This is a genomic window from Bacillus pretiosus (assembly GCF_051294775.1).
GTDB lineage: Bacteria > Bacillota > Bacilli > Bacillales > Bacillaceae_G > Bacillus_A > Bacillus_A wiedmannii.
Window position 1 is genome coordinate 669,246 of record NZ_JBPPHF010000001.1, and the last position, 24,191, is coordinate 693,436.

The window sequence follows — 24,191 nt, forward strand, 5'->3', positions numbered from 1 at the left end:
GTTGTATCATTTATGATTTGAAAGGGGAAATTAATAAAATGACAGAAATTAAAATTAGACCAGAAGACCTTGAAAGAATTTCTAATAACTTTAATAACGCAGCTGCGGAAGCGCAAAGTCAAGTTAATAGACTTGAAGGCGATATTAAAAGTTTAGATGGTCAATGGGCTGGGTCAACACAAGCGAAATTCAGAGGGGAATTTGAAAATTCTAAACAAAAAATGCAACAATACATTCCTATTTTAGAAGGAATTTCGAGAGATCTAAAACGTATTGCTGAGAAATTCCGTAGTACAGATAACACATACTAAGAATAGAACAATTGCAAAAGATCAGGAGCTATTGTTCCTGGTCTTTTTTTTGAAAAATTGTTATACGAGAGTAAGGGGATAAAATGGGATTCCGACCAGAAGTAGGAGAAAAAATTAATCTTAATAAAGATGTTTATCGTTTTGAGAAACACCCAGCTGTAATTGGTATTGAGATGCCCTATGGTCAAGAGGGAAGACAAGGAACAGTTTATCAATTACAACAGGAAAATGGTGTAGAACGAATTGCATTAAAAGTTTTTAAGGAACGCTATCGTGAGGAAAAACATCAACTAGCATTTTTGAAACCACTTTCTTCCTTAGTGGGTCTGAAAGTATGTTCGCGCTATATCGTTACTAAAGAAGAACATACATCTGCTATCGAAAAATCAGAAGATCTTGCTAATAGTATTGTAATGCCTTGGATTGAAGGTCCAACTTGGGCTGATATTTTACAAGAACAACGAGTGTTATCAAAAGAACAATGTTTCTTTATTGCAGAAGCATTTCTTACAACACTTAAAATGATGGAGGAAAATGAAGTTGCTCATAATGATTTATCGTCTAGCAACGTACTCGTACCTTTCTTAAGTGAAAATGCAATTGAAGGTCAACACTATATCGAACTTGTTGATGTTGAGCAAATGTATGGCCCAAAAACGAAAAGACCTTCGTTATTGCCAGCAGGTTCAGCGGGTTACGCACCAATGTATTTAAAAAGTGGAGTATGGCAAAAAGAAGCCGATCGATTTGCAGGCGCTATTTTATTAGGAGAAATATTAAGTTGGTGTAGTGAAGAAGTTCGAAATAAAAAATGGACGGATGCAAGCTACTTTAAAACGGAAGAAATGCAGACAGAATGTGGAAGGTATACGTTACTTCAGCAAGTATTACATAATCAATGGAACGGGGAAATTGCAAAATTATTTAAGCAGGCATGGAGTAGTAATTCTTTCGCAGAATGCCCAAGCTTTGCACAGTGGTACGATGTATTTAATAGCGCGAGAGAAAGAATAAAAATTGATGCGGAAAGGCAGTCAGCAGAAGAACACTCTCTTTTTGTATCAAAATGTTTGGAAATTGCAAGATTATTAGAAGAGAGAGGATTTAAACAAGCGGCATTATATGAATATAAAATAATTTTCAATTCACTCAATCCATCAACAGCTCTGCAAAAAGAACTCGCATATATCATTCAAACTATGGAGAGTCAAGAGCCTGAAATAAATAATAAAATGGTCCTACAACATTATTTGGAATTAGCTACTGAATTGGAACGAGAAAACAATGCAGCATTTGCTTGTTTCGTCTATTCACGAATCGTACAATTTCCAAACATTGATCAGGCGTTAAAACAGGAAATTGAAAGCATTATTAAAGAGATAGAAGAAGAGCAAGGAACACAGTCGCAGCAAGAAGTAGCAGCTACAATTACAGTGCCAAATAGCATTCTACAGAGCCGAAAACAAACGAAAAAACAAGTGGAATATGATATAGATGATGAGATTTTAAATGCAAAAGCATCCAATCAACCACTTACAGTAGCGCATGAACAAAGTGAACCGTCACCTTTTTCTAAATGGTGGAAAAAGAATAAAAAACGGATTTTGATTATTGGCTCAACTGCAGTTGTTGTAATAGGTGGTTCGACGTTGTTTTATTTCTACACAACAAATGCTAAATATCAAAAGTTTATGGAACAAGCACGACAAGCTTATGATGATAAAAAATATACAAAAGCAGAAGAAGCTGTTGGACAGGCAATTGCTGTGAAGGGGAAAGACGAGGCATATCTCCAATTAGCAACGATTTACGTTGCTGAAGGAAAAAATAAAATTGCAATCGATTATATTACAAAACTAATAAAAGATAGAGAAATCGATAAAGAAAATAATGAAGCTGCTTATCTATTAGCTTCAGCGAATTTCCGCATTGGAAAATATCAAGAAGCAGTGCAAAATTTTGAACAAGCGCTAGCGAATAATGCAAAAGGAATTGAAGCATACAAAAAAGATGCGATGCGAGATTTAGCTGTAAGTCATATGAAAATGAAAGAATTTGAAAAAGCGGAAGATGTTATTGTCAAAATGAGTACGAAGACAAATGAAGATAAAGCAATTGTTTCGTATTTAAAAGGTCAATTATCAACCGCAACGGTACAGTTAGATAAAGCAGAATCTTTCTTTAAAGAAGCTATTATGCAAGATTCAAAGAATGCCATATATACAATTGAACTTTCAAATTTATATGTGCTTTGGAATAAAACAAATCTAATTGATAGTGCGAAGAAAGAAATGAATTATCAACAAGCATCTCACATTTTACAAGTAGCGATTCAAAAAGATATGAAAAATATTGAGTTGTTAAATCAACTAGGAATTGTGTATTACGAAGCGGGTCAATTTTATGAAACGCGAGATGGTGCAAAGAGTACTGCTGCATATCAGCAAGCGTTAGAAGCTTACAATAGAGTTGTCAGCAGTGGAACACGCGACATAAATACGCTTGTAAATATAGGGATTTTATACGATAAAGTGGGACAAGGGAATGAAGCAGAGAAGCTTTTCACAGAAGCATACGCACAAAACGATGAAAATCCACATGTGAATTTTGCATTCGGGATGTTTAAAATTAAACAGAAAAAATACGAGGAAGCAAGTCGTTTCTTAAGAAAAACAGTGCAAGCAAATGAAAATGAATCCGAAGTAAGAGCTGCGCAAGAAAAACTAACAGAAATGAAAACAAACGGTTGGATTCAATAAAGATAGGAAAAGGGGAAAAGGACATGGAGGAAAACAATAATAACTTAGGGAAAAAAGTCGCTATATCCGTAATGTCGGTAGCATTACTAGGAACATCAGGATATCTTGTGTATGACAAAGGCTTTAAGACAGCAGGAAAAGAACAAGTAAAACTAGCAAGTAATACAGAAGAGAAAAAAGATGATCGTATTACAGGGGGCGATTTACAGTCTATGTTCCCAAATTTAGTCGCTGATCCTGCAAAAAAAGATGAAAAACCCGGCGAAAAACCAACTATTAATTTAGCAGACTTAATTGGGAATAATAAATCACCAATTACGCCAGTAACATATAAACCAGATGAAGTATCGGTGGAAAAGAAAGATCCACAAATCAAATTATCGGATGCACCAACTCCACAAAAACTAGATTTACCAACTAATATGGTTGGACCTGTGGTAGAGCCAAGTAAAAATAATGATAATGCTCAATTACCTACCTCTACTGTAGAACCGCCAAAAACTAATACCGGAACAGGAGGAACCGGAACAGGAGGAACTGGAACAGGAGGAACTGAAACAGGAGGAACTGAAACAGGAGGAACTGGAACAGGAGGAACTGAAACAGGAGGAACTGGAACAGGAGGAACTGAAACAGGAGGAACTGAAACAGGAGGAACTGGAACAGGAGGAACTGGAACAGGAGGAACTGAAACAGGAGGAACTGAAACAGGAGGAACTGGAACAGGAGGAACTGAAACAGGAGGAACTGGAACAGGAGGAACTGAAACAGGAGGAACTGAAACAGAAAAACCAAAACCAAAACCAAAACCAGAACCAGAACCAGAACCAACATACCCAACAATTACAATATCACCAAAAACGGGCGATATTTTAGTTGAGTGGTACGCTGGAAATGGACAATACTACTCATCTGTCTTCTTTAATGATTTTTATACGAATCAAAAAGAACCGAAGCAAAATGCATTAAATAATTTAACGAATTATGACAGCAAAAAGGAAGACTGGACGCTTGTTAGCCAATTAAATACACCATCAAAATCGAAATCGATAGCTGAACACAAGCTAGCATTAGATAATTTAGAACAAATTCGCTCAAGTGGTGAATATTCAAATGAGAGAGTATTATTCTATTTACGTAATCAAATGAATGTGCTAAATGAATCGGTTACTACACAAGAAGAGTTACAAAATTATTTAAGTGAAAATAAGAAAGATTACATTAAATCTGTAACAGAAAAAGTTTATCAAACAGCAATAGAAGAAAAAAGAGAGTGGTCAAATACAGGGGATGTAGCATCTTTAGAACAAGCATTAAGTAAATTTTATTTAGTTACATCAGTATTTGAAAGTGTAGATCCTACATTAGTAGAAAAAGCGAATCAAGATGTAGAAGATATTTTCAACGAGCTACTACAAGAAGAATTAAAGAACCTTAATATCCAAACATCAGTAGTGATGTCTACAGCTGAAACAAAAGAAAAAGCAAGCCAAGTAAAAGAAGATACTAGCAGTAATGAAGGAAAAGCAGTAAAAGAAGATACTAGCAGTAATGAAGGAAAAGCAGTAAAAGAAGATACTAGCAGTAATGAAGGAAAAGCAGTGAAAGAAGTTACTAGCAGTAATGAAGGAAAAGTAGTTAAAGAAGAAAATGTAAGTGAAAATGAGGCAACAGCTACATCAAGTGAGAAAAATCTAAAAGATTCAATAACTGAAGGTGCCACAGATAACGATAAAACAAATAATGTAGATTCAAGTAATCAAAAAGAAAAAGTGAAATCTGACCCAGTGAAAGAAGCAATTGCTCAAATTGATGTATATTTAAATCCAGCGAATCCACATTATGAAAATGCTTTACTATTAACAAATCAGTATATTGACGGGGCAACAGGCGAACAAAAAGAAAAGTTAGAAAAGCAATTTGTTGGGGCTGTAGAGGGGCTTCGTGGACAAATAAAAGATCCTAATTTTACAGTGGAAGATGCTATAAAGAAAGCAAATTTATTAGCAAATACGGCAAGGGTAGAAAAATCTGTTCAAGACGAATCTCATCAGTTATTAATGCCGCTAATGTTTGAAAGAAAAGCAAACGAAGCTGCAAATAATGGAGAATACTATACAGCGGTATTAAATATTGCAAATGCAATTCGTACAAAACACCCATTGGAACGTTCAAGAGAAGAAATGGTTAACTATGCGAACAAATTATGGGCAGATACAGAAAATGAATGGGATAAAATGAATGGAACGACAGGATGGCAAAGTGAAGTAGGAAAAACAGTATTACCATCATACACATTACTTGCACAGTTAAAAGATATTGATAAAACGATTGGTCAAATTAGCGGTATGAATATGATTGATAATGCATCAAGAAAAATGGAGGGAATTCAACTTGTACAATTAGCAAGTGATGAAGCAAATAAAAAAGAGCAAACGAGCCTTTATAATGCTTTACATTATTATGGTCAAGCAGCTTCCCGTGGTGTGGTTGACAAAGCAGGATTTTCTAATGTTGCTAGTCTTGTAATTAAAGAAGCAAAACAGTTAGAAAAAACGCAATATAAATCAGCGTTAAACAACTATCAAATTTTATATAAAACACCAGGTATTGAAGAATTAGGAATTAAAGAGGGGGTAAAAGCGGCAATTGAGTATTTGAGTACATTTGAAGCTGCAAAGGCAAGCGGGAATAAAGATACGATTGAAGATTTAGCTTCAGCAATTGAATTAACTTATCGTTCTATGGAATTAGGATATCCAGAAGCAGATGCAAAAGAATGGATGAATACGGTAGCTCTAAAAATGTTTAATAAAGGTGCAGGATATATGTCCGCAACTGACACGAATAATGCATATAAATGTTTTGAATTTTTAAGTCGTGATAAATATGCAAATGCTATTAATGGAGAAATAACGAAACAAGCAAAAGTGGAGGTAGATAAAATTAAATCTATGAACGTTAAAAAATAATTAGATTTAACATTCGCCATCTTACCTTGAGTAAGATGGCGAAATTATTTCGTATAAGGAGTAAATATTAATGAGTTTAGTAGAATTTTAAATTTTACTAAACTCATTAATTATTCATTAAAGCCACACTATGCATAATAAAGAATTTGAAAGGTGGAAAAAAGATGATTAGCAATTTAAAAAGGGAAGCATTAGCCTCATTGAAAGGCCGATGGGGATTAGGGGTAGGTTCAACGTTTCTTAATTATCTCATTCCCGTAGCAAGTATGTATATCATTGGTATAGTAGTATTTCTAATTTTTGGTTTGTTTATAGATGTTATAGGACCTGAGAACTTTGTATATTATTCATATGGCGAACCTCAAATTAATTTTGGATTAATTTTATCTCAAATTATTGTATGGGTTATTATTTCTATTCTTTATATTGTTGTACAGAGTGTTATGAGTTACGGCTATTATACAATCACATTAGGTTTAGCGAAAAATGAATCTACCACAATAGGTGATCTGTTTGCGGGTTTCAATTCAAAGAATATATTTAGAGCTATGAAACTAGGTATCTTACAAACAATATTTATTAGCTTATGGAGTCTTTTGTTCATAGTTCCAGGTATTATTAAATTTTTCTCTTATTCTATGGCTTACTACATTATGTTAGAGGATCCAGAATGTACAGCAAGTGAGGCAATTAAAAAAAGTAAAATGATGATGAAAGGACATAAGTTAGATTTATTTATCACTTGGCTAAGTTTCATTGGATGGTTTATTTTAGGTTCATTGGTGGGAATATTTACCCTAAATCTCCCATATCTTTGGATTTCGCCATATTATACTACTACAGTATCGCATTTCTACCTAAATCTAGTAAATAGAACTAATAATACAAATGAAGTACCAGTAATCAATATTCAAAAATAACGGATTTAACATTCGCCATCTTACTTTAAGTAAGGTGGCGAAATTATTTCACATAAAGAGTGAAGTTCAATGAGTTTACTAGAAATTTGTCCATTAGATGAGGTGTTAGTGGAAGCTTTACAGAATGAAGAAAAAAGATTTCGTTTTTATGAAATATTACAGAAATCAAATTTGCACGTTGTTGCAGATGACTGGAGACTTTTAGGAAGAATACTCAAGATTTAAGGATTGAGTTTAAAATATATGAATCTTAGGTAGTTTGAATTGGAGATGTAATATGAAAGCGAATAAAGCATTTGAGCGCGTATGTAATCTAATATCTGAAAAGTATTTAGATAATGGTTGGAAATATTCTAAGTCGGGTCATTGAATGAGTAAAAAAGATAAAAATTTCATTTATAAGGTATTCTTTTATACAAGTTGGAATAATATATCTGATAAAAATGTAGTATTTTATGGTGAATGCGCAATTCTTCCTTTAAAATCTAAAGATAAAATATTTCATATTAATACACGTCAGTACAATCTACCAAGCAATCAGTTATATTGGAACATAGCAAATGAGGAAGAGTGGGAGCGGACAGTTAACGAATTCATCAATTGGTTAAATAGTGTATTTATGCCAATTGTAGAAAGGTGCACGAATGATTTGAACAACTTTGTAAAAGAGGTTGTTGAAAGGGGTTTTTATCCTCAAAAGGGTTATATGGTAGATATTAATTTTATATTAAAGCACGGGTCACGTGAATTGGCAGAGGAAGCTATCAAAAGATACTATGACAGTTTGGAAGAGTCAATAAAAAAAGAATTTAAAGATAACTATGAAAGTATGGTGTATGGTAATGAAGCAGTTAGTGCATATGGTAATAACATGATGAGGAATTACACCAATTTTAGAACTATCATAGATAATAAAATACTTGTTACTTTATAGTACATCAAATGGTTTGACTTAGTAAGCGATAATTGGTAACCCAATTATCGCTTTTGGTTTTAAATAAGGGTACGGGAAAAGTGTATCCAACGAGACAAATAGATTCAGTAACAGAAGCACATATAATTGATAGAGTGAAAGAAATAAGAGGGAATTTAACAAGTAGGTATAAGAAATCTGGTAATTTTGCTGTTGCAGAAGTGGATGTCAGTGGGATAAGTAAATCTGAATTTTATGCTCAAAGTAGCATAAATGAACTTAAAGGAAATCTTGAGCATAAGGTGCCTGATATTTCTTTACAACCTGAAAATCCAATGTTTAAAGCTACAGAAGCAGTTGGTAAAGAGGGAGAGAGTTATTTAAGGAATACAGATACGGAGTATAAAATACTAAATGATATTGCTTCTAGGCTTGGAGAGAATACACAAGCTACTGGAAAAATTAAGTTATTTACAGAATTGGATATTTGCGACAGTTGCAGTAAAGTCATAGCAGAGTTTGCTACTAAATATAAAAATATTGAATTAGAAGTCATACACAACAATGGTAATAGAATTATTCCTTAAATTTAATTTTTTTGGAGGGGAAGACTGATGAAAGACTGGGAGTATAATGAATTATTTGATGCGATTCAGGAGACATATGAAGAGTTGTTAGATGAAGACAGGGGATATAGGTATGCTATAGCAAAACTAGCGGGTGAATTTGATAACTTAGGTAAGATAGAAGATGTTATTGTTGATACTGCTATTGGAGAAATTGCAATCGGCCATGAGAAAGTTTTTGTTGGGCGCATTGAAGGTATAACAAAGAGATTAAGCATGTTTAATCCACAAGAAGCAGGAGATGAATTAACTTTAGAAGAAATAAAAGACTTATCGAGAAGAATAAATAAAGTAATAGAAGGACTAAAAAATGTAGAGGTTGATTATAATCCTTCAGCAGAATAAAGGTTAGTGTTTTAGAAAAAGAAATAATTGTTTGAAAGTAAGTACTTCATGATGGCTGTACCATCATAGAGTATTATGTGCAATGATAGAATAGGAAAAGAAGTACTAGCTTAGGCGAGATGACATTTTACTGGGCGATGAATATAAACACATGGAATGTATATGAAATTAATGAACTCGTATAAACTCGTAAGTATTAACGTAGTAGTTGTTATGACTTATAAAAGGTGTCATGCTGTTATTATAAAACTTACAAATTTAATGCTACTTAAAAACATATGAACTTAAAGCACTTGATTGTCAACTAAAGGCAACGAGTGCTTTTTTGTTTTAGCGTAGAAATAAGTTGGTACACGTATAATTAAATGTATTAAGTGTTAATTTAATAGACTGAAATGGCTTTTTACAGTGTATGACGATAGTAGAGGGAAACATAAAGGGGTGTATTATGTTTTGAAGTCATCGTAAAGTACGTTTTAACGGTTGATGTAAGAGTACATCCAATAACAGGTGGATTCGTCTACTACAGCGGTAAATAACGCTATTCAACAAAAAGAGTCTTCACAACAACAAGATGACAATAATCAAGAAGAAGGTACTAATGATCACGGTGATGATAATGATGATGGATAACGAAAATAAAAAAGGTTTCTCAACAAATTTTAATATATCCCTTGACAGTTACAAATATAACCGATATACTTCATATTAATTTCAAAAGAAAATATATTCTAAATATTAAAATGTGTTGAATAGGAGTAGTAAGGTCGTGTATTTGTACAGAGAGCTATGGGTTGGTGTGACATAGTCAAATGACATCCTGAACTCGCCTAGGAGCAGTAAGGTGGAACGGAATCACATTCTTAGTAAATCTTAACGGTTAACCTTCGATATTAGGTTTGTAATCAAACGATTACTACTAAGGTGGATTCATAATGGAATCAATAAGGGTGGTACCGCGTTAAGTAAATGGCTTAGCGTCTCTTTATATAGAGACGTTGAGCCATTTTTTTATTTTATGGAAATAGAAATGGAGGGTTTATTCGGATTGGTTTACAAAATTTAATTATTTATATAAAGTAATTTAACTAGGAGGAAAATAAGATGAAACAGACGGAGCAATGGACTTCGAAATTAGGTTTTATAATGGCTGCAGCAGGATCAGCAATTGGACTTGGCGCAATATGGAAGTTTCCTTATATCGCTGGGAAGAGTGGGGGAGGGGCATTCTTTTTAATCTTTATATTATTTACTGTATTAATTGGATTACCACTACTTATAGCTGAATTTATGATTGGGCGCAGTACACAGAAACAAGCAGTTGGAGCATTTAAAAGCATCGCACCTAATACAGGATGGCACTGGATTGGACGCCTTGGCGTTGGAACATGTTTTATACTACTTTCGTTTTATAGTGTTGTAGGTGGATGGGTATTAATTTATTTATTCAGAGGAATAACGGGACAACTTATTACTCCGGGACAAAATTATGGAGCGTTATTTACTGAAACAATTGGAAATCCCGCTTGGGCGATTATGGGACATTTCGCTTTTATGTTCATTACGATTTGGGTTGTATCAAAGGGTGTACAAAATGGAATTGAAAAAGCAAGTAAATATATGTTGCCAGCATTGTTTGTTTTATTTGTTGCTCTTATTATTCGTTCATTAACACTTGATAATGCAATACAAGGTGTGAAGTTTTTCTTACAACCAGATTTTTCAAAGATTACTTCAGAAAGTATTTTATTCGCGATGGGACAATCATTTTTTGCGATTAGTATCGGGATTTCGATTATGGTTACCTATAGCTCGTATTTAAATAAAAAAGAAAGTTTACCAAAATCAGCAGTTACAATTGTTGGATTGAATTTATTTGTTTCATTATTTGCAGGTCTTGCTATCTTTCCGGCCGTATTTTCATTAGGAATGGAGCCGACAGAAGGACCTGGATTACTATTTATCGTATTACCATCTGTATTTAGTCAAATTCCATTCGGTGGGTTGTTCTTAACAGTATTTCTTGCACTATTTACATTTGCAACATTAACATCGGCATTTTCTCTACTAGAGACAGTTGTTTCAGCATTAGCAAATGGTGAACAAGAAAAAAGAACGAAATTATCATGGATAATCGGTTTCGGCATTTTCTTAGTAGGTATACCATCCGCGTTATCATTTGGAGTATGGAGTGATATTACGATTTTCGGAAAGAGTATTTTTGATGCAGTAGACTTCTTATCTAGTAATATACTAATGCCACTTGGTGCACTATTTATTAGTATTTTCGTTTCATTCAAAATGGAAAAGAAGGTACTAGAAGCAGAGTTTTTTGTAGGTGGAAATTATGGAAAGAAAGTATTTATTTGTTGGGCGTTTTTACTTCGATTTATAGCACCACTTGCAATAATCATCGTCTTTTTAAATGTAATAGGGATTATTTAAAATTAAATGTTATAATATTCAGTAAAAAAAGAAGGTGATGGTCATAAAAGCGAATTTGATAGAAGTAGGAAAATATATGAATATTAGAGGGGAAAAACTATACGTTGAAACGCATGGAAATCCTAAAAATAAACCAGTCCTATACTTGCATGGTGGACCAGGAGAAAGTTGTTATGATTTTTCATTTCATCAAGCGGAACGTTTAAAAGATTCTTTATATGTAATAATGATAGATCAAAGAGGTGTTTGTCGCTCAGAAGAAATTACTGAGGACGAAGCTTTTGGATTAAATGATTTGATTGAAGACTGTGAGGAACTAAAAAAAGTATTACAAATTGAGAAATGGTCTGTCATTGGACATTCTTTCGGTGGATATTTAGCATTGTTATATGCGTCGATATATCCAAGTTCAATAGAGAAAATCATATTTGAAGCGCCAACTTTCGATTTTGCATTAACAAGTAGAGCTTTGTTACAAAAGACAGGGCATTTATTAAAAAAGTATGGAAAAGAAGAAGTAGCAGAAGAGTCTATCGCTTATTCATCTAGCAATGCTAATTCAGAAGAGTTGCTAGAAGCTTATATAAGAATAAGCAATGAATTAGAAGAAAATAGAATGGAGATTTACAATTATAAGGAAGATGTGACAGACGAGAGTTTGTATAGTGATGAAGAGTGGGAAGTATTTTCAAATCGCTCCAAAATTCATTTTGATAGATTAAAAATAGAAGGAGCAGTTCATACTTCATTATTACAAAAAATAAAAGATATACAAAATCCAATGTTATTAATTGTAGGAAAACATGATGCAGTAACGTGTGAAAAACAAATTGAAATATTTAATAAAGATGCTCAAAATGGGGATTGTATTGTATTCGAAGAGAGTGGTCATACACCGCATTATGAAGAAGCAGATCGATTTGCGGAAATAGTCATTCAGTTTTTGAAATAAAATAGAAAGGGAGCTTCGTATAATGAGAAGCTCCCTTTTTTAGATTTTAGGATAAGTGATTGCAATGTTAGGCCATATGTTTTGCCATTTCTTTTTATTAACTCTAGTGTTGTACATATGTAATCGCTCTTTTGTTTCAAGAAAATGAGCTGTTGGCCTCACTTGTAAGGAAAGTACATCTTCAATACCGCATGGGGCCGTTAATATGACGTTGTTTAATTCATCAAGTGTAACTCCTAAAGCAGTTGCTGTTTCAGGAAATTTAGAAATAGCATCAACAGAAGAAGAATACGGTGGCATATTATTCACTACATGCATACGAGCTTGATTTTTTACCGACCAAGGTATAGAAGCATCCATATTTACCAGTGCTTTCTCTAGTGATTGCTCATATACCTCATCTGTATGTAATTGATCAAAATAAATGACATCAATATCTGGTGTAGCCGTTCGTATTTCGTAGTCATGTAAACTATCCCAAATTTTAGAGCGAACAAATCCGGCGCAAATCCACCAATCTGGTAGCTCTAGTGATTTTGCCATTTGTAATATATCCATCATCCATTCGTCGTTTTCTATTAAGCGAATTATATCTTGCTCTGTTTTTATATTCATTGATAAATCTACCTTTCTAGTAAATTAATGCATCAGTTCAATAATCCATAAAATCCAGTAAGCACCTGGTACAAATAGTAGCTGTGCTAATAATGTACCGAGAAGTCTAGATATCATTAGCCAACCATACATTTTACTCATAGATTCAACGCCATTTTCTGATTGTAAAGCACGTTCTGTTAAAAGTGCAATACGTGGATCAAGTAACACTGTTAATAAAATAGTAGCGAAACCATTCACAAGTCCAGAAGCTGTACTTGCATTTGTTGCATAATCTGGATTTAAAAAAGAAGCGTAAAGGGCTGAAAGAACACCAGCTGTATAAATTGCAGTAGCAAACATGTTAATAAGCATAATACGTTTTGGAATACCACCAATACGTAGTCTATGAATCATTTCTAATTTTGGAAATCGTACATATTTTTTTGTATACTTTAATTTTTGAATGTTATTTGTTTTCATCATTCGAATGAAAGAACCGTCTGTTTCAAAGTTTCGAATGACATATCCAAATAGTTTTGTCAAAGTTGGATACAGAATAATCGCAAGCAGTGTACCGACAGAGGCAGATAATAGAACGAGCCGTATAATATGCTCTAAATCAATAGAAGAATCTAGTTTTGCTTCATCGACAATCCCGCCAATTAAAAAGGCTTGTAGTAAGTTAGATGTTCTTGAAATAAGCAGTACCATCCCTACGACGGATAAGGCAACGACAATCTTTTTTAAACGAACACCGGCTAATCGAATACTATAAGAACTTGTTTCGACTGCGTGGATAATAATTGTGAAAGCCAGAATAAATATTAAGGTAATTGACATTTAGTTCACCAGTTTCTATTTAGTTAATTGTAACTTTTTTACTTTATCATATCTATTACATTTTGTAACTGAACGTATGTGACATAGAAGAAGAAATTTCCGAAAAGATAAATAATGGTAGTATAGTAAAAGGTAGGCATGAAAAAGCCTTCTATATAATATGTAAAGTAAATAGGAGCGGGGATTAAATTTGTACATAACATTTCTATTTGACCTAGATGGAACATTGACGGATCCGAAAGAAGGAATTATAAATTCAGTATTATATGCATTAAAAAAGGTTGGAATTGAAGAATTACATGTAAGCGAGTTAGATTCATTTATTGGTCCACCCATCCAGCAATCATTCATAGAGAGATACAATATGAATGAAGGAGAAGTAGAACGCGCTGTTTTTTATTTCAGAGAATATTTAAAGCAGCGTGGATTGTTAGAAAATAAGGTATACGATGGTATTCCAAATCTTTTAAAACAATTAAAAGATACCAGAAATCGTTTATTTATAGCAAATTCAAAACCTACTGTATTTGCAAAACAAGTACTAGATCATTTCCAACTAACGAATTATTTCGAAGGTATAATTGGAAGTAATTTAGATGGTACGAGAATAAAAAAAGAAGAAATCATTGCTCATATTTTACAAACAAATGAGGGCCTAAATAAAGAAGAAATTGTTATGATTGGAGATAGAAAGCACGATATAATCGGTGCGAATAATAATGAAATTGCTTCAATCGGCGTTTTATACGGTTATGGTAGTAAAACAGAATTGATTGAAGTTGGTGCAACTCATATAGTAAATGATGTAAAAGAACTACATCATTTTTGTGTAGACAATAGTTTGATAAAGCAGTAAATATAGAGACTAGCAATCCCTTTATAACGTATGACGATGAATTCGTTTATCCCGCGTTAACGGACAGTAAAACTCCCACCTCAAAATTCAGTTGGAGCAAAGAAGTTAGGTGGGGATCAACTGTCCGTAAACGTCCGATTGGTTCAACTAATAATCAGTGGGGGATGAACAAAACCCCCACTGATTAAAGTTTCACTTTATGTTTAAAGGGATTTTTCATATGTAATCGAATACTTATAATTAGACATTTTTAGCATGAAAAATTTGTATGAATAAGAGGAGGGATGTCAGAAATAAAAGATTAGTAGAAGTTTATCAATAAAAGTTTGAATTTTCAGTTTAAAGGAGGGGTATGATTGGAGCTAGTTATTATATTATTAGCACTTAGTTTACTTATGTTTGTAGCATATAGAGGGTTTTCTGTTATTTTATTTGCACCGATATTTGCATTATTTGCCGTATTTTTGACAGAGCCTAGTTTTGTATTACCTTTCTTTTCGAATATCTTTATGGAGAAAATGGTAGGGTTTATTAAACTATATTTCCCTGTATTTTTACTTGGGGCAATATTTGGGAAAGTAGTAGAAATGTCAGGAATTGCAGACTCGATTGCAAAGACAATTATAGAGTTAGTTGGTGAAAAACGTACAATTTTAGCGATTGTATTAATGGGTGCTATTTTAACGTATAGTGGCGTTAGTGTGTACGTAGTAGTGTTTGCTGTATATCCGTTCGCAGCTAAGCTGTTTCAACAAGCGAATATTCCGAAGCGTTTAATCCCTGGAACGATTGTACTTGGAGCGGTCACGTTTACGATGGATGCGCTACCTGGATCACCACAAATTCAAAACGTAATACCTACAACATTTTTTAAAACGGACATTTATGCTGCACCGATACTGGGTATTGTAGGGGCAATTTTTGTACTGACGTTAGGATTACTATATTTAGAGAGTAGACGTAAGAAGGCGAAGGCGGCAGGAGAAGGGTATTTTGGTTTTAACGATGGGGATACTGAAATGGCAGCTTCTTTGCAAGTAGAACAAAAAGATATGCCGGTGCTTAAAAGCATTGAAATTACAAGAGTTCAGCAAGTGATTGCTTTTATACCACTTATTTTAGTAGGTGTAATGAATAAAGTTTTTACTATTATGATACCGAAGTGGTATCCAGATGGTTTTGATTTTTCTGAAATTGGTATGAAAGCATTTGGAAAAGTAGAATTAAGTGCAGTAGTTGGAATCTGGTCAGTAGAATTAGCACTTATTATAGGCATTGTAACAACGTTATTATTATATTGGAAACGAGTAGTAACAGGATTTCAAGCTGGATTGAATACAAGTATTGGTGGAGCGTTACTTGCAACGATGAATACAGGTGCTGAGTTTGGATTCGGTGGTGTCATCGCAGCACTTCCAGGTTTCGCGATTATGAGAGACGGCATTTCTGCCACATTCACAAATCCTCTAGTGAATGGAGCTGTAACGACGAATATTTTAGCTGGAATTACAGGCTCTGCATCAGGAGGAATGGGAATTGTTTTAAGTGCGATGGGAGATAAGTTTATTGCAGCGGCCAATCAATTTGATATTCCATTAGAAGTAATGCACCGTATCGTGTCAATGGCATCGGGAGGAATGGATACATTACCACATAACGGAGCTATTATTACTATTCTTACAGTAACAGGTTTAACACATAAACAGTCATATAAAGATATTTTTGCCATTACAGTTTTGAAAACGGTTGCCGTATTTTTAGTAATTGCATTCTATACTGCAACAGGAATTTATTAAGTCGATATTTTATAAACTAAAACATTAATTAGGGTAAGAAGGGGTGGAGTACTTGCAAGAAGTTGCTGAGTTTCGTATGCCGAAGTCCGTATTATATGGAAGAAATTCGCTTGAAAAGCTGGGGGAACAATCTAAGAAGTTGGGGAAAAGAGCGTTTATAGTCACGGATACAATTATGGAGAATTTAGGATATGTTGAGAGGTGTATACAACAATTAAATACGAAAGGTATTACTGTTAGTACATATAATAAAGTAAATGCTGAGCCTACAAATATACACGTGTTAGAAGCGTTAACACTTTGTAAAGAAGGAAAGTGTGATTTTATTATTGGTATTGGTGGTGGAAGTTGTATTGATGTAGCGAAAGCAGTTGCGGTGTTATATACAAATGGTGGAGAAGTGGAAGATTATGTCCAAAAAGATATGGAAATAGACAACGATCCGCTACCACTAATTGCAATCCCAACAACTTCTGGTACTGGATCGGAAGTAACAAGTGTAGCAGTAATTACGAATAAACGAACAGATGTAAAAATGATGATGAAGCATCCAAATTTCACACCGCAAGTAGCGATTATTGACCCAATATTAACGCGTTCGGTACCATCTCATATTACAGCAGCAACAGGGATAGATGCATTATGTCATGCAGTCGAAGCATATATTTCTAAAGTTTCACAATCACTTACCGATGTACTTGCACTTTCCGCTATTGAAAGTATTATGAAATATTTACGTATTGCATATGAGGATGGAGAGAATATGGAGGCAAGAGAAGCGATGATGATTGCTTCCTTACAAGCTGGAATCGCATTTTCCAATGCATCTGTTACGCTAGTTCATGGAATGTCAAGGCCGGTAGGAGCGTTATTTCATGTACCACATGGTATATCGAATGCAATACTATTACCTACAGTTTTACAATATACAAAAATTAGTGCAGTAAAAAGACTAGCGGATATTGGACGTTGTTTAAATAAAGATTTGTATTCCTATTGTGATGAAGAAGTAGCCGACTACACGCTGAGGGAAATAAAAAAACTTTGTTTTGATCTTCGTATTCCAAATTTAAAAGAATACGGAATTGGTGAAGTTGAATTTGAAACAGCTATTTCTAAAATGGCATCAGATGCAATTGAAAGTGGAAGTCCAGCAAATAATCCACGTGTGCCATCATATGATGAAATTAAACAGTTGTATCGAGAATGTTTTCATTATCAATATGAAGATTTTATAAAAACATCAGAAAAATAATTTCAGAATATTCTTATAAAATTTCCTTGGAAATAGTTAAAACAAGACTTTATATTATAAACGTAAAGTCTTGTTTTATTGTGTATAATATACATAATAAACTATTGTGATTAGTTTTAAAAAACAGTATAAGGTGGGTTGTGTGTAATGAAAACAATAGGTTTAATTGGTGGTATGAGTTGGGAATCAACTTCTGAATATTATCGAATCATAAATGAAGAAATAAAAGAGAGATTGGGAGGATTACATTCAGCAAAATGTATGATTAATAGTGTGGACTTTGAAGAGATTGAACGATTCCAGTCTAACGGAGATTGGAATGGAGCAGGAGAAATATTAGGAAATGCGGCATATTCGTTACAGAGGGGAGGAGCAGATTTTATAATTATTTGCACAAATACAATGCATAAAGTAGTTGAGAAAATAAAGGAGAATATTCATATTCCAGTCTTACATATCGCTGATGCAACTGCGAAAGAAATTAAAAGGAAAGATATTCAAAAGGTTGGTTTACTTGGAACTAAATATACAATGGAGCAAGACTTTTATAAATTACGCATAGAAGAGAATCTTATAAAAGTAATGGTTCCATCAGAAAAGGATAGAGAAAAGATAAACGAAGTAATATATACAGAATTATGTTTAGGAAAGATAACATCTCAATCTAGAGAGTATTATAAAAGAGTTATAGAAGAGCTAGTACAAGAAGGGGCCCAAGGAATTATATTAGGTTGTACAGAAATAGGATTATTAATAAAGCAGGAAGACGTATCAGTTCCGATATTCGACACAACTTATATACATGCAGTTGAAGCAGTTAATTTCGCTTTACGAAATAGAGCATAATTATATTATGTAACCTAGTTCGCGTTTGTGGAAAACATTCTGAAAATACTTTATAATGTAAGTGGTTACATTTAAGGGGGAATGCGTATGTTTTCAGTTCAACCAATCGCATTTGTACATAATGAAAGAAAGGAAATAAAAGATGATGAGTGGGGAGAAGTAAGATCCTATATTACTTTAACTGAAATATATACTGAGGAAAGTATACAAGGGATTGAAGATTTTTCTCATATTGAAGTTGTTTTTTATTTTCATAAAGTAACTGATGAACAAATTCAATATTTTGCTAGACATCCTAGAAATAATAATGATTATCCTAAAGTAGGCATTTTTGCACAGCGCGGGAAAAATCGTCCGAATCGCATAGGAGCAACAATTGTAAAGGTGATCAAAAGAGAAGGTAAATCAATTATTGTTGAGGGGTTAGATGCTATTGATGGCACACCTATATTGGATATAAAGCCGATAATGAAAGAGTTTATGCCGAAAGAAGAAATTGTACAGCCTAAATGGGCAACGGATATAATGAGACAGTATTGGAAGGGGAATGGAGTAAAATGAGAATATATGAGGCAACAATTGCAGATTTAGATGGACTAGCATCAGTTTTTAATAACTATCGTATGTTTTATAGACAAGATTCCGATTTAGAAGGAGCAAAAGTATTTTTGCGAAGTCGAATCGAGAGAAAAGAATCCGTTATTTTTGTGGCAGTTGAAGACGGCGAATATATTGGCTTCACACAATTATATCCATCATTTTCTTCCATTTCGATGAAAGAATTATGGATTTTAAATGATTTATTTGTACAAGCAACTAAGCGCGGAGCGGGAACAGGTAAAAAATTATTAGAAGCTGCTAAAGAATTTGCATTAGAAAATGGTGCAAAAGGTGTAAAATTACAAACGGAGATTGATAATTTATCAGCACAGCGATTATATGCTGAAAATGGTTATTTGAGAGATAATCGTTATTTCCATTATGAATTAACGTTTTAAAAAAATATAAGATTAAAAGAGACGTTTTCATTGTGAAAACGTCTCTTTTAATTTGTATTATTGTTGATTTAAAATCCAATTTGTAGCATCTTCAAAGTTTTCTGCAATGTAGTTTGGTTCAATATGTGCCCATTTGTCTCGGTACGTATGTAAAGCATCATATCCAGCGCCTGTTCGAACTAATATCGTTGTCGCATGTACTGTTGCGCCTGCAACGATATCAGTCCAGCGATCACCAATTACAGCGCATTTTTTTAAATCAAGCCCATGTTTTTCAGCTGCTTGCAGCAGCATACCTGTACCTGGTTTACGGCATTCACAACCATCACCGTGTTTATGAGGACATACGTATATATCATCAAAACCGAAGTCTTCTAATTCTTGTGCAAAATCAGCTACAGTTGCTATTCCATCTGCGATACCTGGTTGATTTGTGAAAGAGAAAATTTTTATATTTTGAGCTTTTAGTTTTTGCAGAGCTGCTTTTGTGAAAGGAAATAATGTAAAAGAGCCTGGATAATGTATTGTAGTGTCACCACCAATTGTACCGTCACGATCAATAAAAATAGCTTCGATGTTTGTCATAGTTATAGTCCTTTCCATTTATAAGTAGTTTAAAAATGTTTCACAAATCGATATCCATTCACTTCATATCCTAATTTTTTGTAAAAAGGATGTGCTTCTAATCTTTTTATTCCACTGACTAGCCATGTGCCTATACAATTATGTGTCTTTGCTAATTGCTCAGCATAATCCATTAATACTTGCCCAATGCCTTTTCGTCGTATTTTAGAATCAACGCTAATAATTGAAATTTCCCCATAACGAGTTACATCTTCTAAATTTTCACGAATACGAAACCCAAGTAATCCACATATGGTTTCTTCTTCCTCATAAACATATAAAAAATCAAAGGGACTCATTTGTACGAATTGCAATCGGTTGTTCATATCTTCATACGAAATAGAGGAACCTTTTAATTCTGTTGTTAAAGAACAAAGTGCATCTATATCGTCTATCGTAGCTTCACGAATTTGAAAAGACATATTATCCACTCCAATTAAATGTAATCAAACATTAAATATTCTGTTAAAAAGTATGTATTCCTGCTATGAAAATAAATATTTTATAATGATATATAGATGGTTATATGTTATTCTTTTCCTTGATTGTATTGGAAATGGAAAGAAGGGGAATGTATGTTAGAAGTGAATATTCGCTCTGCCGGATATGATATAGGGGAAAAGACAATTCATGATATTGCCTTTTCAATTGAAAAAGGTGAATTAGTTGCACTTATTGGTGCGAATGGTGCCGGGAAGAGTACGACGATTAAAACGATGCTCGGTTTACTTGTAAATATGAATGGTGAAATATCATTTGGTGAAAAGAAAAATCCTTATGCATACGTGCCGGAACACCCGACATATTATGATTATTTGACGCTTTGGGAACATATCGAACTATTAATGGCTGCTCGCGAGAACGAAGTAGGAAGCTGGGAAAGAAAAGCAGAAGAGTTATTACATATGTTTCGAATGGATAAACATAAACATGAGTATTTATCAAAGTTTTCAAAAGGTATGAAACAAAAATCGATGCTCATTTTGGCATTTTTAACTGAACCAGATTTTTATATCATTGATGAACCTTTTATCGGTTTAGATCCAGTAGCTACGAAAGAGTTTTTAAGTTATTTATATAAAGAAAAAGAACGTGGCGCAGGTATATTACTTTGTACTCACGTATTAGACACAGCTGAAAGAATTTGTGAGAGATTTTTACTCATTTCACAAGGTACATTAGTCGCAGATGGAAATCTAGAATCTATCCAAGCGTTAGCAGAAATGCCAGGGAGTTCATTATTAGACTGCTTTGATGTAATCGTAAGGCGTGAACAGCATGATTAAACAACAATTTTATAAAAGATTGCGTCATGAACTGAGGCGTAAATGGAAGTCCATACGTTCTATAACTGATTGGACAGTTGCGCTATATATTATTATTCCAGCACTTATATTTATGGGGATTTATTATCGTTCACTATGGATAGAAGAATTATCGATGGGAGAGACAGTTTATTTCGGATTAGGTCTATTCGCATTTTATGTGATTACATATTCAAGAGGAGTTCGTTCATTTTTTGAACAAGCAGATAGTTTATTTTTAATTTCGTATCCCGCTCACATGCAAAAGTTAATCCAGTATGGTATGACATATACGTTTATTCGAATAGCTATAACGAATGTAATAGTAGTAGTTACTATGTTACCAGTGTTGATGAAAAGTATCGGAGTGACGAAAATACAAGTCGTATTATTTTGGCTATTTTTTACTGTATTTCGATTTCTGTTGTCGTTATTAACGAGATTTATTCATGTACGTGTGGGGAAACGATGGCTACTATGGATTATAAAAAATGTAATTTTTTCTATAAGTTTAACCTTTTTTGGATTGAGTCTGTTTCTTATTTATACAAATCCAGTTTATTCTATACTAAGTATCGGTCTAGCAGTTTTTCTAATTATCGGGTTGATAAAAGAAAAATTGAATTATAAAAATTGCTTTTTTAAAGAAGTTGAGAAAGAGAAAGAAGAAAGTATGCGCTGGACGAGTGGGATTATGCAAGTTGGTGGTCATACAGCTAAACCGAGTAGTTCGAATAAAAAACCGTGGATGTTTCCGCGTTCTAAAAAGTTTTTAGGGAAGAAAAAGGAATCTCGTATTGTTGAATCCTTTTTAAAAGAATTTTTCCGTACAAGTAGTGCACGAATATTTTATATTCAAATTGTATGTATAAGCACCGTCAGTATTATTATGAGTCCGAGGTGGATTGCAGCTATTATTCTTGCATTTGCTTTAGTTGGAATTTCTCGTTATGCGCGCGATTATTGGAATGAATTTACGAAAAAAATGTTTCTCCATCTATATTGTGATGAAGGAAAATTATTATTGTTAAGATGGAAGGCCGATCGCTATTTATTACTTCCAGTACTGCTTTTGTATGGAATAGTTATACTTTCTCATTTTTATTTATTACTAGCTGTAATTGCCGGGATTATTTTTATAGTATGGATTGGTTGGATTGTATTTTTACCGTAGAAAAAGAGCCGAAAAATGGCTCTTTTTTTAATCTGTTACACATTGATAAAGAAAATATACCAAAACGAGTATGCTTGCGGCGGAATACATGACATCTAAAGTCATCGGATTGCCTCCTCATTGTTGTTGTATTTATATTGTATGAAATCTTACAATTTCATATTCAAGTGAAAAATATGTGAACGTTAACAAAATTGTAAAGTGCAAAAATTACAATCATTTTGTATAATAGAAGGAACAACCGTTATATAAAATATAATGAGTGAAAGGGGAGGGAACATACATGCCAAATTGGTTTAGAAAAACCTTAGTCGCATTAATTACCGTATTTACATTTGGTTTAGTGACGCCTCCTTCCATATTGCTTGATAATGCCAAAGCTGCGGACAAGCCTACGAGCACAGCTGGGCAACAAAATTTGGAGAGTACGTCCTATACATATGAAGAAACGAATGACAGGTTAACCACTGATACTTTTATTACGTACGCAATGCAAGAAGCAGAGAAGCAGTCGATGCAAAAGTTTGGCACTAAAATTGGTCCAGTAATTGAAGATGAGTTTAAAGATGTAATATTACCGAAAATTGAAGAGGCAATTGCTGAGCTTGCAAGTGATGTGCCAGAGGAGTCATTGCAATCATTAGCGATTTCTCAAAGACCAGCTGGCGGAAATAATGAAAAGATTTTTCATGTGTATGACACGAAATCAGGAAATGACTTATTGCGATTTCATGTAAGAAGAGATCATCCACCGCAAGATGGTTATTATTTTAATTTCCACTATCACCGTTTTGATGATGGGTACTCAGGACACCATGAATTAGGGAATATTTATTGGAATACGAATATACCGCCAAAGTGGCTTTCTTAAAAAGAACAAGAGAAAATCTTGTTCTTTTTTATGTATATAGAAGGTTTAGACAACTACGGTGTTGAATAAGATAGGTTTAGAAAAAGAAGCAAAGGGAGTATGGGGATGCAAAAATATATTGTTTTTGACTTTGATGGCACATTAGTAGATTCACAAAATATATTTGTACCAATTTATAATCAAATTGCTGAAAAGCACGGATATAAAACGGTAAGGGAAGATGAAATTGAGTATTTACGTAAATTAACGATGCCAGAGAGATGTAAACAACTTGATGTACCATTGTATAAACTACCGATATTAGCGCTGGAGTTTTATAAATTGTATCAACCCGCTATAAAAGATCTTATTTTGTTTCATGGGATGAAGGATGTATTAGATGAACTGCATAAAAAAGGATACGGAATTGCCGTTATATCTTCTAACTCAGAAGAGCATATTCGGGCATTTTTACACAATAATGATATAGAAAATATACAAGAGGTATATTGTTCTAAAAATTTGTTCGGTAAAGATAAAATGATAAAAAGATTTTTAAAATCGAAAAAAATAACAGAGAAAGATATGTTATACGTCGGTGACGAACAGCGAGACGTAGCAGCGTGTAAAAAGGCTGGGGTGAATGTAATATGGGTATCTTGGGGATATGATGTTATTGAAACAGTGAAAAAAGATGCACCAGATTACATGGTCAATACACCAATGGAAATTGTGCAAATAGTACAAGGGGTATATTCTTAATATGAATACACTTCAATCAGCTATTCATCATATTGAATTTTGGGTA

The 24,191-nt window shown here is 33.5% G+C and carries 22 protein-coding genes, 3 pseudogenes and 1 other annotated feature; of the genes and pseudogenes, 21 read left to right on the forward strand and 4 right to left on the reverse strand.

The features are described 5' to 3' along the window. Positions 1-38 precede the first annotated feature (38 nt). From ACSG5Z_RS03405 to ACSG5Z_RS03455, 11 genes and pseudogenes are all read left to right on the forward strand, one after another. Positions 39-311, forward strand: a complete 273-nt coding sequence (locus tag ACSG5Z_RS03405) for a WXG100 family type VII secretion target (protein ID WP_000136048.1) — start codon at positions 39-41, stop codon at positions 309-311. Between the two features lie 83 nt (positions 312-394). Then, positions 395-3,070 carry a tetratricopeptide repeat protein gene (locus ACSG5Z_RS03410; RefSeq protein WP_087982586.1) on the forward strand — a complete coding sequence of 892 codons (2,676 nt, stop codon included), beginning with the start codon at positions 395-397 and terminating at the stop codon, positions 3,068-3,070. Between the two features lie 23 nt (positions 3,071-3,093). Continuing rightward, entirely contained in the window at positions 3,094-6,042 is a 2,949-nt protein-coding gene (locus ACSG5Z_RS03415; protein WP_435710677.1) for a ring-infected erythrocyte surface antigen domain-containing protein, read from the forward strand. A gap of 164 nt (positions 6,043-6,206) precedes the next feature. Then, positions 6,207-6,962, forward strand: coding sequence for a DUF975 family protein (locus tag ACSG5Z_RS03420; RefSeq protein WP_097889501.1), 756 nt, complete (start codon positions 6,207-6,209; stop codon positions 6,960-6,962). Positions 6,963-7,031: 69 nt separating this feature from the next. After that, positions 7,032-7,148 (forward strand): annotated as a pseudogene (locus ACSG5Z_RS03425) (SseB family protein); the annotation flags it as partial. Between the two features lie 91 nt (positions 7,149-7,239). Beyond that, positions 7,240-7,896, forward strand: a pseudogene (locus tag ACSG5Z_RS03430) (hypothetical protein). An 80-nt stretch (positions 7,897-7,976) separates the two neighbouring features. Further along, positions 7,977-8,462, forward strand: coding sequence for a deaminase domain-containing protein (locus ACSG5Z_RS03435; protein ID WP_141499179.1), 486 nt, complete (start codon positions 7,977-7,979; stop codon positions 8,460-8,462). 27 nt (positions 8,463-8,489) lie between these two features. Further along, positions 8,490-8,846 carry an Imm3 family immunity protein gene (locus tag ACSG5Z_RS03440; protein WP_098082497.1) on the forward strand — a complete coding sequence of 119 codons (357 nt, stop codon included), beginning with the start codon at positions 8,490-8,492 and terminating at the stop codon, positions 8,844-8,846. A gap of 473 nt (positions 8,847-9,319) precedes the next feature. Further along, positions 9,320-9,479: pseudogene (locus ACSG5Z_RS03445) on the forward strand (PepSY domain-containing protein); the annotation flags it as partial. Between the two features lie 106 nt (positions 9,480-9,585). Continuing rightward, positions 9,586-9,834, forward strand: a binding site (T-box leader). A gap of 116 nt (positions 9,835-9,950) precedes the next feature. Next, entirely contained in the window at positions 9,951-11,291 is a 1,341-nt protein-coding gene (locus ACSG5Z_RS03450; protein WP_435710678.1) for a sodium-dependent transporter, read from the forward strand. Between the two features lie 37 nt (positions 11,292-11,328). Continuing rightward, on the forward strand, positions 11,329-12,243 hold the full coding sequence (locus tag ACSG5Z_RS03455; protein WP_435710679.1) for an alpha/beta fold hydrolase: 915 nt from the start codon (positions 11,329-11,331) through the stop codon (positions 12,241-12,243). Positions 12,244-12,282: 39 nt separating this feature from the next. Here ACSG5Z_RS03455 and ACSG5Z_RS03460 read toward each other — a convergent pair whose 3' ends face one another. Together ACSG5Z_RS03460 and ACSG5Z_RS03465 are read right to left on the reverse strand one after the other, a co-directional pair. Then, the gene (locus tag ACSG5Z_RS03460; RefSeq protein ID WP_435710680.1) at positions 12,283-12,858 is read right to left on the reverse strand and encodes a nucleotidyltransferase family protein; all 576 of its coding nucleotides are present in this window, start codon (positions 12,856-12,858) and stop codon (positions 12,283-12,285) included. A gap of 24 nt (positions 12,859-12,882) precedes the next feature. Continuing rightward, a complete protein-coding gene (locus tag ACSG5Z_RS03465; RefSeq protein WP_087982567.1) occupies positions 12,883-13,680 on the reverse strand; it encodes a lipid II flippase Amj family protein in 798 nt (265 codons plus the stop codon). Positions 13,681-13,870: 190 nt separating this feature from the next. Between ACSG5Z_RS03465 and ACSG5Z_RS03470 the strand changes: the two genes are divergently transcribed. The 6 genes from ACSG5Z_RS03470 (at position 13,871) to ACSG5Z_RS03495 (ending at position 19,431) form a co-directional block, all read left to right on the forward strand. Then, the gene (locus ACSG5Z_RS03470; RefSeq protein WP_435710681.1) at positions 13,871-14,536 is read left to right on the forward strand and encodes an HAD family hydrolase; all 666 of its coding nucleotides are present in this window, start codon (positions 13,871-13,873) and stop codon (positions 14,534-14,536) included. A 356-nt stretch (positions 14,537-14,892) separates the two neighbouring features. Continuing rightward, the gene (locus ACSG5Z_RS03475; protein ID WP_435710682.1) at positions 14,893-16,332 is read left to right on the forward strand and encodes a GntP family permease; all 1,440 of its coding nucleotides are present in this window, start codon (positions 14,893-14,895) and stop codon (positions 16,330-16,332) included. A 52-nt stretch (positions 16,333-16,384) separates the two neighbouring features. Further along, on the forward strand, positions 16,385-17,587 hold the full coding sequence (gene eutG / locus ACSG5Z_RS03480; RefSeq protein ID WP_435710683.1) for an alcohol dehydrogenase EutG: 1,203 nt from the start codon (positions 16,385-16,387) through the stop codon (positions 17,585-17,587). 147 nt (positions 17,588-17,734) lie between these two features. Beyond that, positions 17,735-18,433 carry an aspartate/glutamate racemase family protein gene (locus tag ACSG5Z_RS03485; RefSeq protein ID WP_435710684.1) on the forward strand — a complete coding sequence of 233 codons (699 nt, stop codon included), beginning with the start codon at positions 17,735-17,737 and terminating at the stop codon, positions 18,431-18,433. 87 nt (positions 18,434-18,520) lie between these two features. Beyond that, positions 18,521-18,994 (forward strand): SAM-dependent methyltransferase, encoded by a 474-nt coding sequence (locus tag ACSG5Z_RS03490; protein WP_087982557.1) that lies wholly within the window; start codon positions 18,521-18,523, stop codon positions 18,992-18,994. Continuing rightward, complete coding sequence (locus ACSG5Z_RS03495; RefSeq protein ID WP_048540883.1) at positions 18,991-19,431, forward strand: GNAT family N-acetyltransferase; 441 nt, start codon at positions 18,991-18,993, stop codon at positions 19,429-19,431. The genes ACSG5Z_RS03490 and ACSG5Z_RS03495 overlap by 4 nt, the downstream gene beginning before the upstream one ends. 57 nt (positions 19,432-19,488) lie before the next feature. On the opposite strand, the gene ACSG5Z_RS03500 is transcribed toward ACSG5Z_RS03495, so the two are convergent. Both ACSG5Z_RS03500 and ACSG5Z_RS03505 read right to left on the reverse strand, forming a co-directional pair. Next, positions 19,489-20,016 (reverse strand): HAD-IIIA family hydrolase, encoded by a 528-nt coding sequence (locus tag ACSG5Z_RS03500; RefSeq protein ID WP_060488621.1) that lies wholly within the window; start codon positions 20,014-20,016, stop codon positions 19,489-19,491. 29 nt (positions 20,017-20,045) lie between these two features. Next, entirely contained in the window at positions 20,046-20,477 is a 432-nt protein-coding gene (locus ACSG5Z_RS03505; RefSeq protein ID WP_435710685.1) for a GNAT family N-acetyltransferase, read from the reverse strand. Between the two features lie 153 nt (positions 20,478-20,630). Between ACSG5Z_RS03505 and ACSG5Z_RS03510 the strand changes: the two genes are divergently transcribed. The 4 genes from ACSG5Z_RS03510 (at position 20,631) to ACSG5Z_RS03525 (ending at position 24,145) form a co-directional block, all read left to right on the forward strand. Next, positions 20,631-21,341: an ABC transporter ATP-binding protein gene (locus ACSG5Z_RS03510; RefSeq protein ID WP_073518496.1), complete on the forward strand. Its 711-nt coding sequence runs from the start codon at positions 20,631-20,633 to the stop codon at positions 21,339-21,341. Beyond that, entirely contained in the window at positions 21,334-22,533 is a 1,200-nt protein-coding gene (locus ACSG5Z_RS03515) for an ABC transporter permease (RefSeq protein WP_098156366.1), read from the forward strand. Before ACSG5Z_RS03510 ends, ACSG5Z_RS03515 begins: the two co-directional genes overlap by 8 nt. Before the next feature lie 283 nt (positions 22,534-22,816). Then, positions 22,817-23,404, forward strand: a complete 588-nt coding sequence (locus ACSG5Z_RS03520) for a YpjP family protein (protein WP_001134418.1) — start codon at positions 22,817-22,819, stop codon at positions 23,402-23,404. A 105-nt stretch (positions 23,405-23,509) separates the two neighbouring features. Continuing rightward, entirely contained in the window at positions 23,510-24,145 is a 636-nt protein-coding gene (locus ACSG5Z_RS03525; protein WP_435710686.1) for an HAD family hydrolase, read from the forward strand. Positions 24,146-24,191 lie beyond the last annotated feature (46 nt).

Excerpts from the sequence above, each read along its gene's own strand:
- ACSG5Z_RS03490 (WP_087982557.1), top strand. The coding sequence starts at position 18,521 with ATGTTTTCAGTTCAACCAATCGCATTTGTACATAATGAAAGAAAGGAA.
- ACSG5Z_RS03405 (WP_000136048.1), top strand. The coding sequence starts at position 39 with ATGACAGAAATTAAAATTAGACCAGAAGACCTTGAAAGAATTTCTAAT.
- ACSG5Z_RS03465 (WP_087982567.1), bottom strand. The coding sequence starts at position 13,680 with ATGTCAATTACCTTAATATTTATTCTGGCTTTCACAATTATTATCCAC.
- ACSG5Z_RS03495 (WP_048540883.1), top strand. The coding sequence starts at position 18,991 with ATGAGAATATATGAGGCAACAATTGCAGATTTAGATGGACTAGCATCA.
- ACSG5Z_RS03420 (WP_097889501.1), top strand. The coding sequence starts at position 6,207 with ATGATTAGCAATTTAAAAAGGGAAGCATTAGCCTCATTGAAAGGCCGA.
- ACSG5Z_RS03510 (WP_073518496.1), top strand. The coding sequence starts at position 20,631 with ATGTTAGAAGTGAATATTCGCTCTGCCGGATATGATATAGGGGAAAAG.
- ACSG5Z_RS03440 (WP_098082497.1), top strand. The coding sequence starts at position 8,490 with ATGAAAGACTGGGAGTATAATGAATTATTTGATGCGATTCAGGAGACA.
- ACSG5Z_RS03515 (WP_098156366.1), top strand. The coding sequence starts at position 21,334 with ATGATTAAACAACAATTTTATAAAAGATTGCGTCATGAACTGAGGCGT.
- ACSG5Z_RS03415 (WP_435710677.1), top strand. The coding sequence starts at position 3,094 with ATGGAGGAAAACAATAATAACTTAGGGAAAAAAGTCGCTATATCCGTA.
- ACSG5Z_RS03485 (WP_435710684.1), top strand. The coding sequence starts at position 17,735 with ATGAAAACAATAGGTTTAATTGGTGGTATGAGTTGGGAATCAACTTCT.
- ACSG5Z_RS03505 (WP_435710685.1), bottom strand. The coding sequence starts at position 20,477 with ATGTCTTTTCAAATTCGTGAAGCTACGATAGACGATATAGATGCACTT.
- ACSG5Z_RS03460 (WP_435710680.1), bottom strand. The coding sequence starts at position 12,858 with ATGAATATAAAAACAGAGCAAGATATAATTCGCTTAATAGAAAACGAC.
- ACSG5Z_RS03410 (WP_087982586.1), top strand. The coding sequence starts at position 395 with ATGGGATTCCGACCAGAAGTAGGAGAAAAAATTAATCTTAATAAAGAT.
- ACSG5Z_RS03500 (WP_060488621.1), bottom strand. The coding sequence starts at position 20,016 with ATGACAAACATCGAAGCTATTTTTATTGATCGTGACGGTACAATTGGT.
- ACSG5Z_RS03455 (WP_435710679.1), top strand. The coding sequence starts at position 11,329 with ATGGTCATAAAAGCGAATTTGATAGAAGTAGGAAAATATATGAATATT.
- ACSG5Z_RS03450 (WP_435710678.1), top strand. The coding sequence starts at position 9,951 with ATGAAACAGACGGAGCAATGGACTTCGAAATTAGGTTTTATAATGGCT.
- ACSG5Z_RS03525 (WP_435710686.1), top strand. The coding sequence starts at position 23,510 with ATGCAAAAATATATTGTTTTTGACTTTGATGGCACATTAGTAGATTCA.
- ACSG5Z_RS03520 (WP_001134418.1), top strand. The coding sequence starts at position 22,817 with ATGCCAAATTGGTTTAGAAAAACCTTAGTCGCATTAATTACCGTATTT.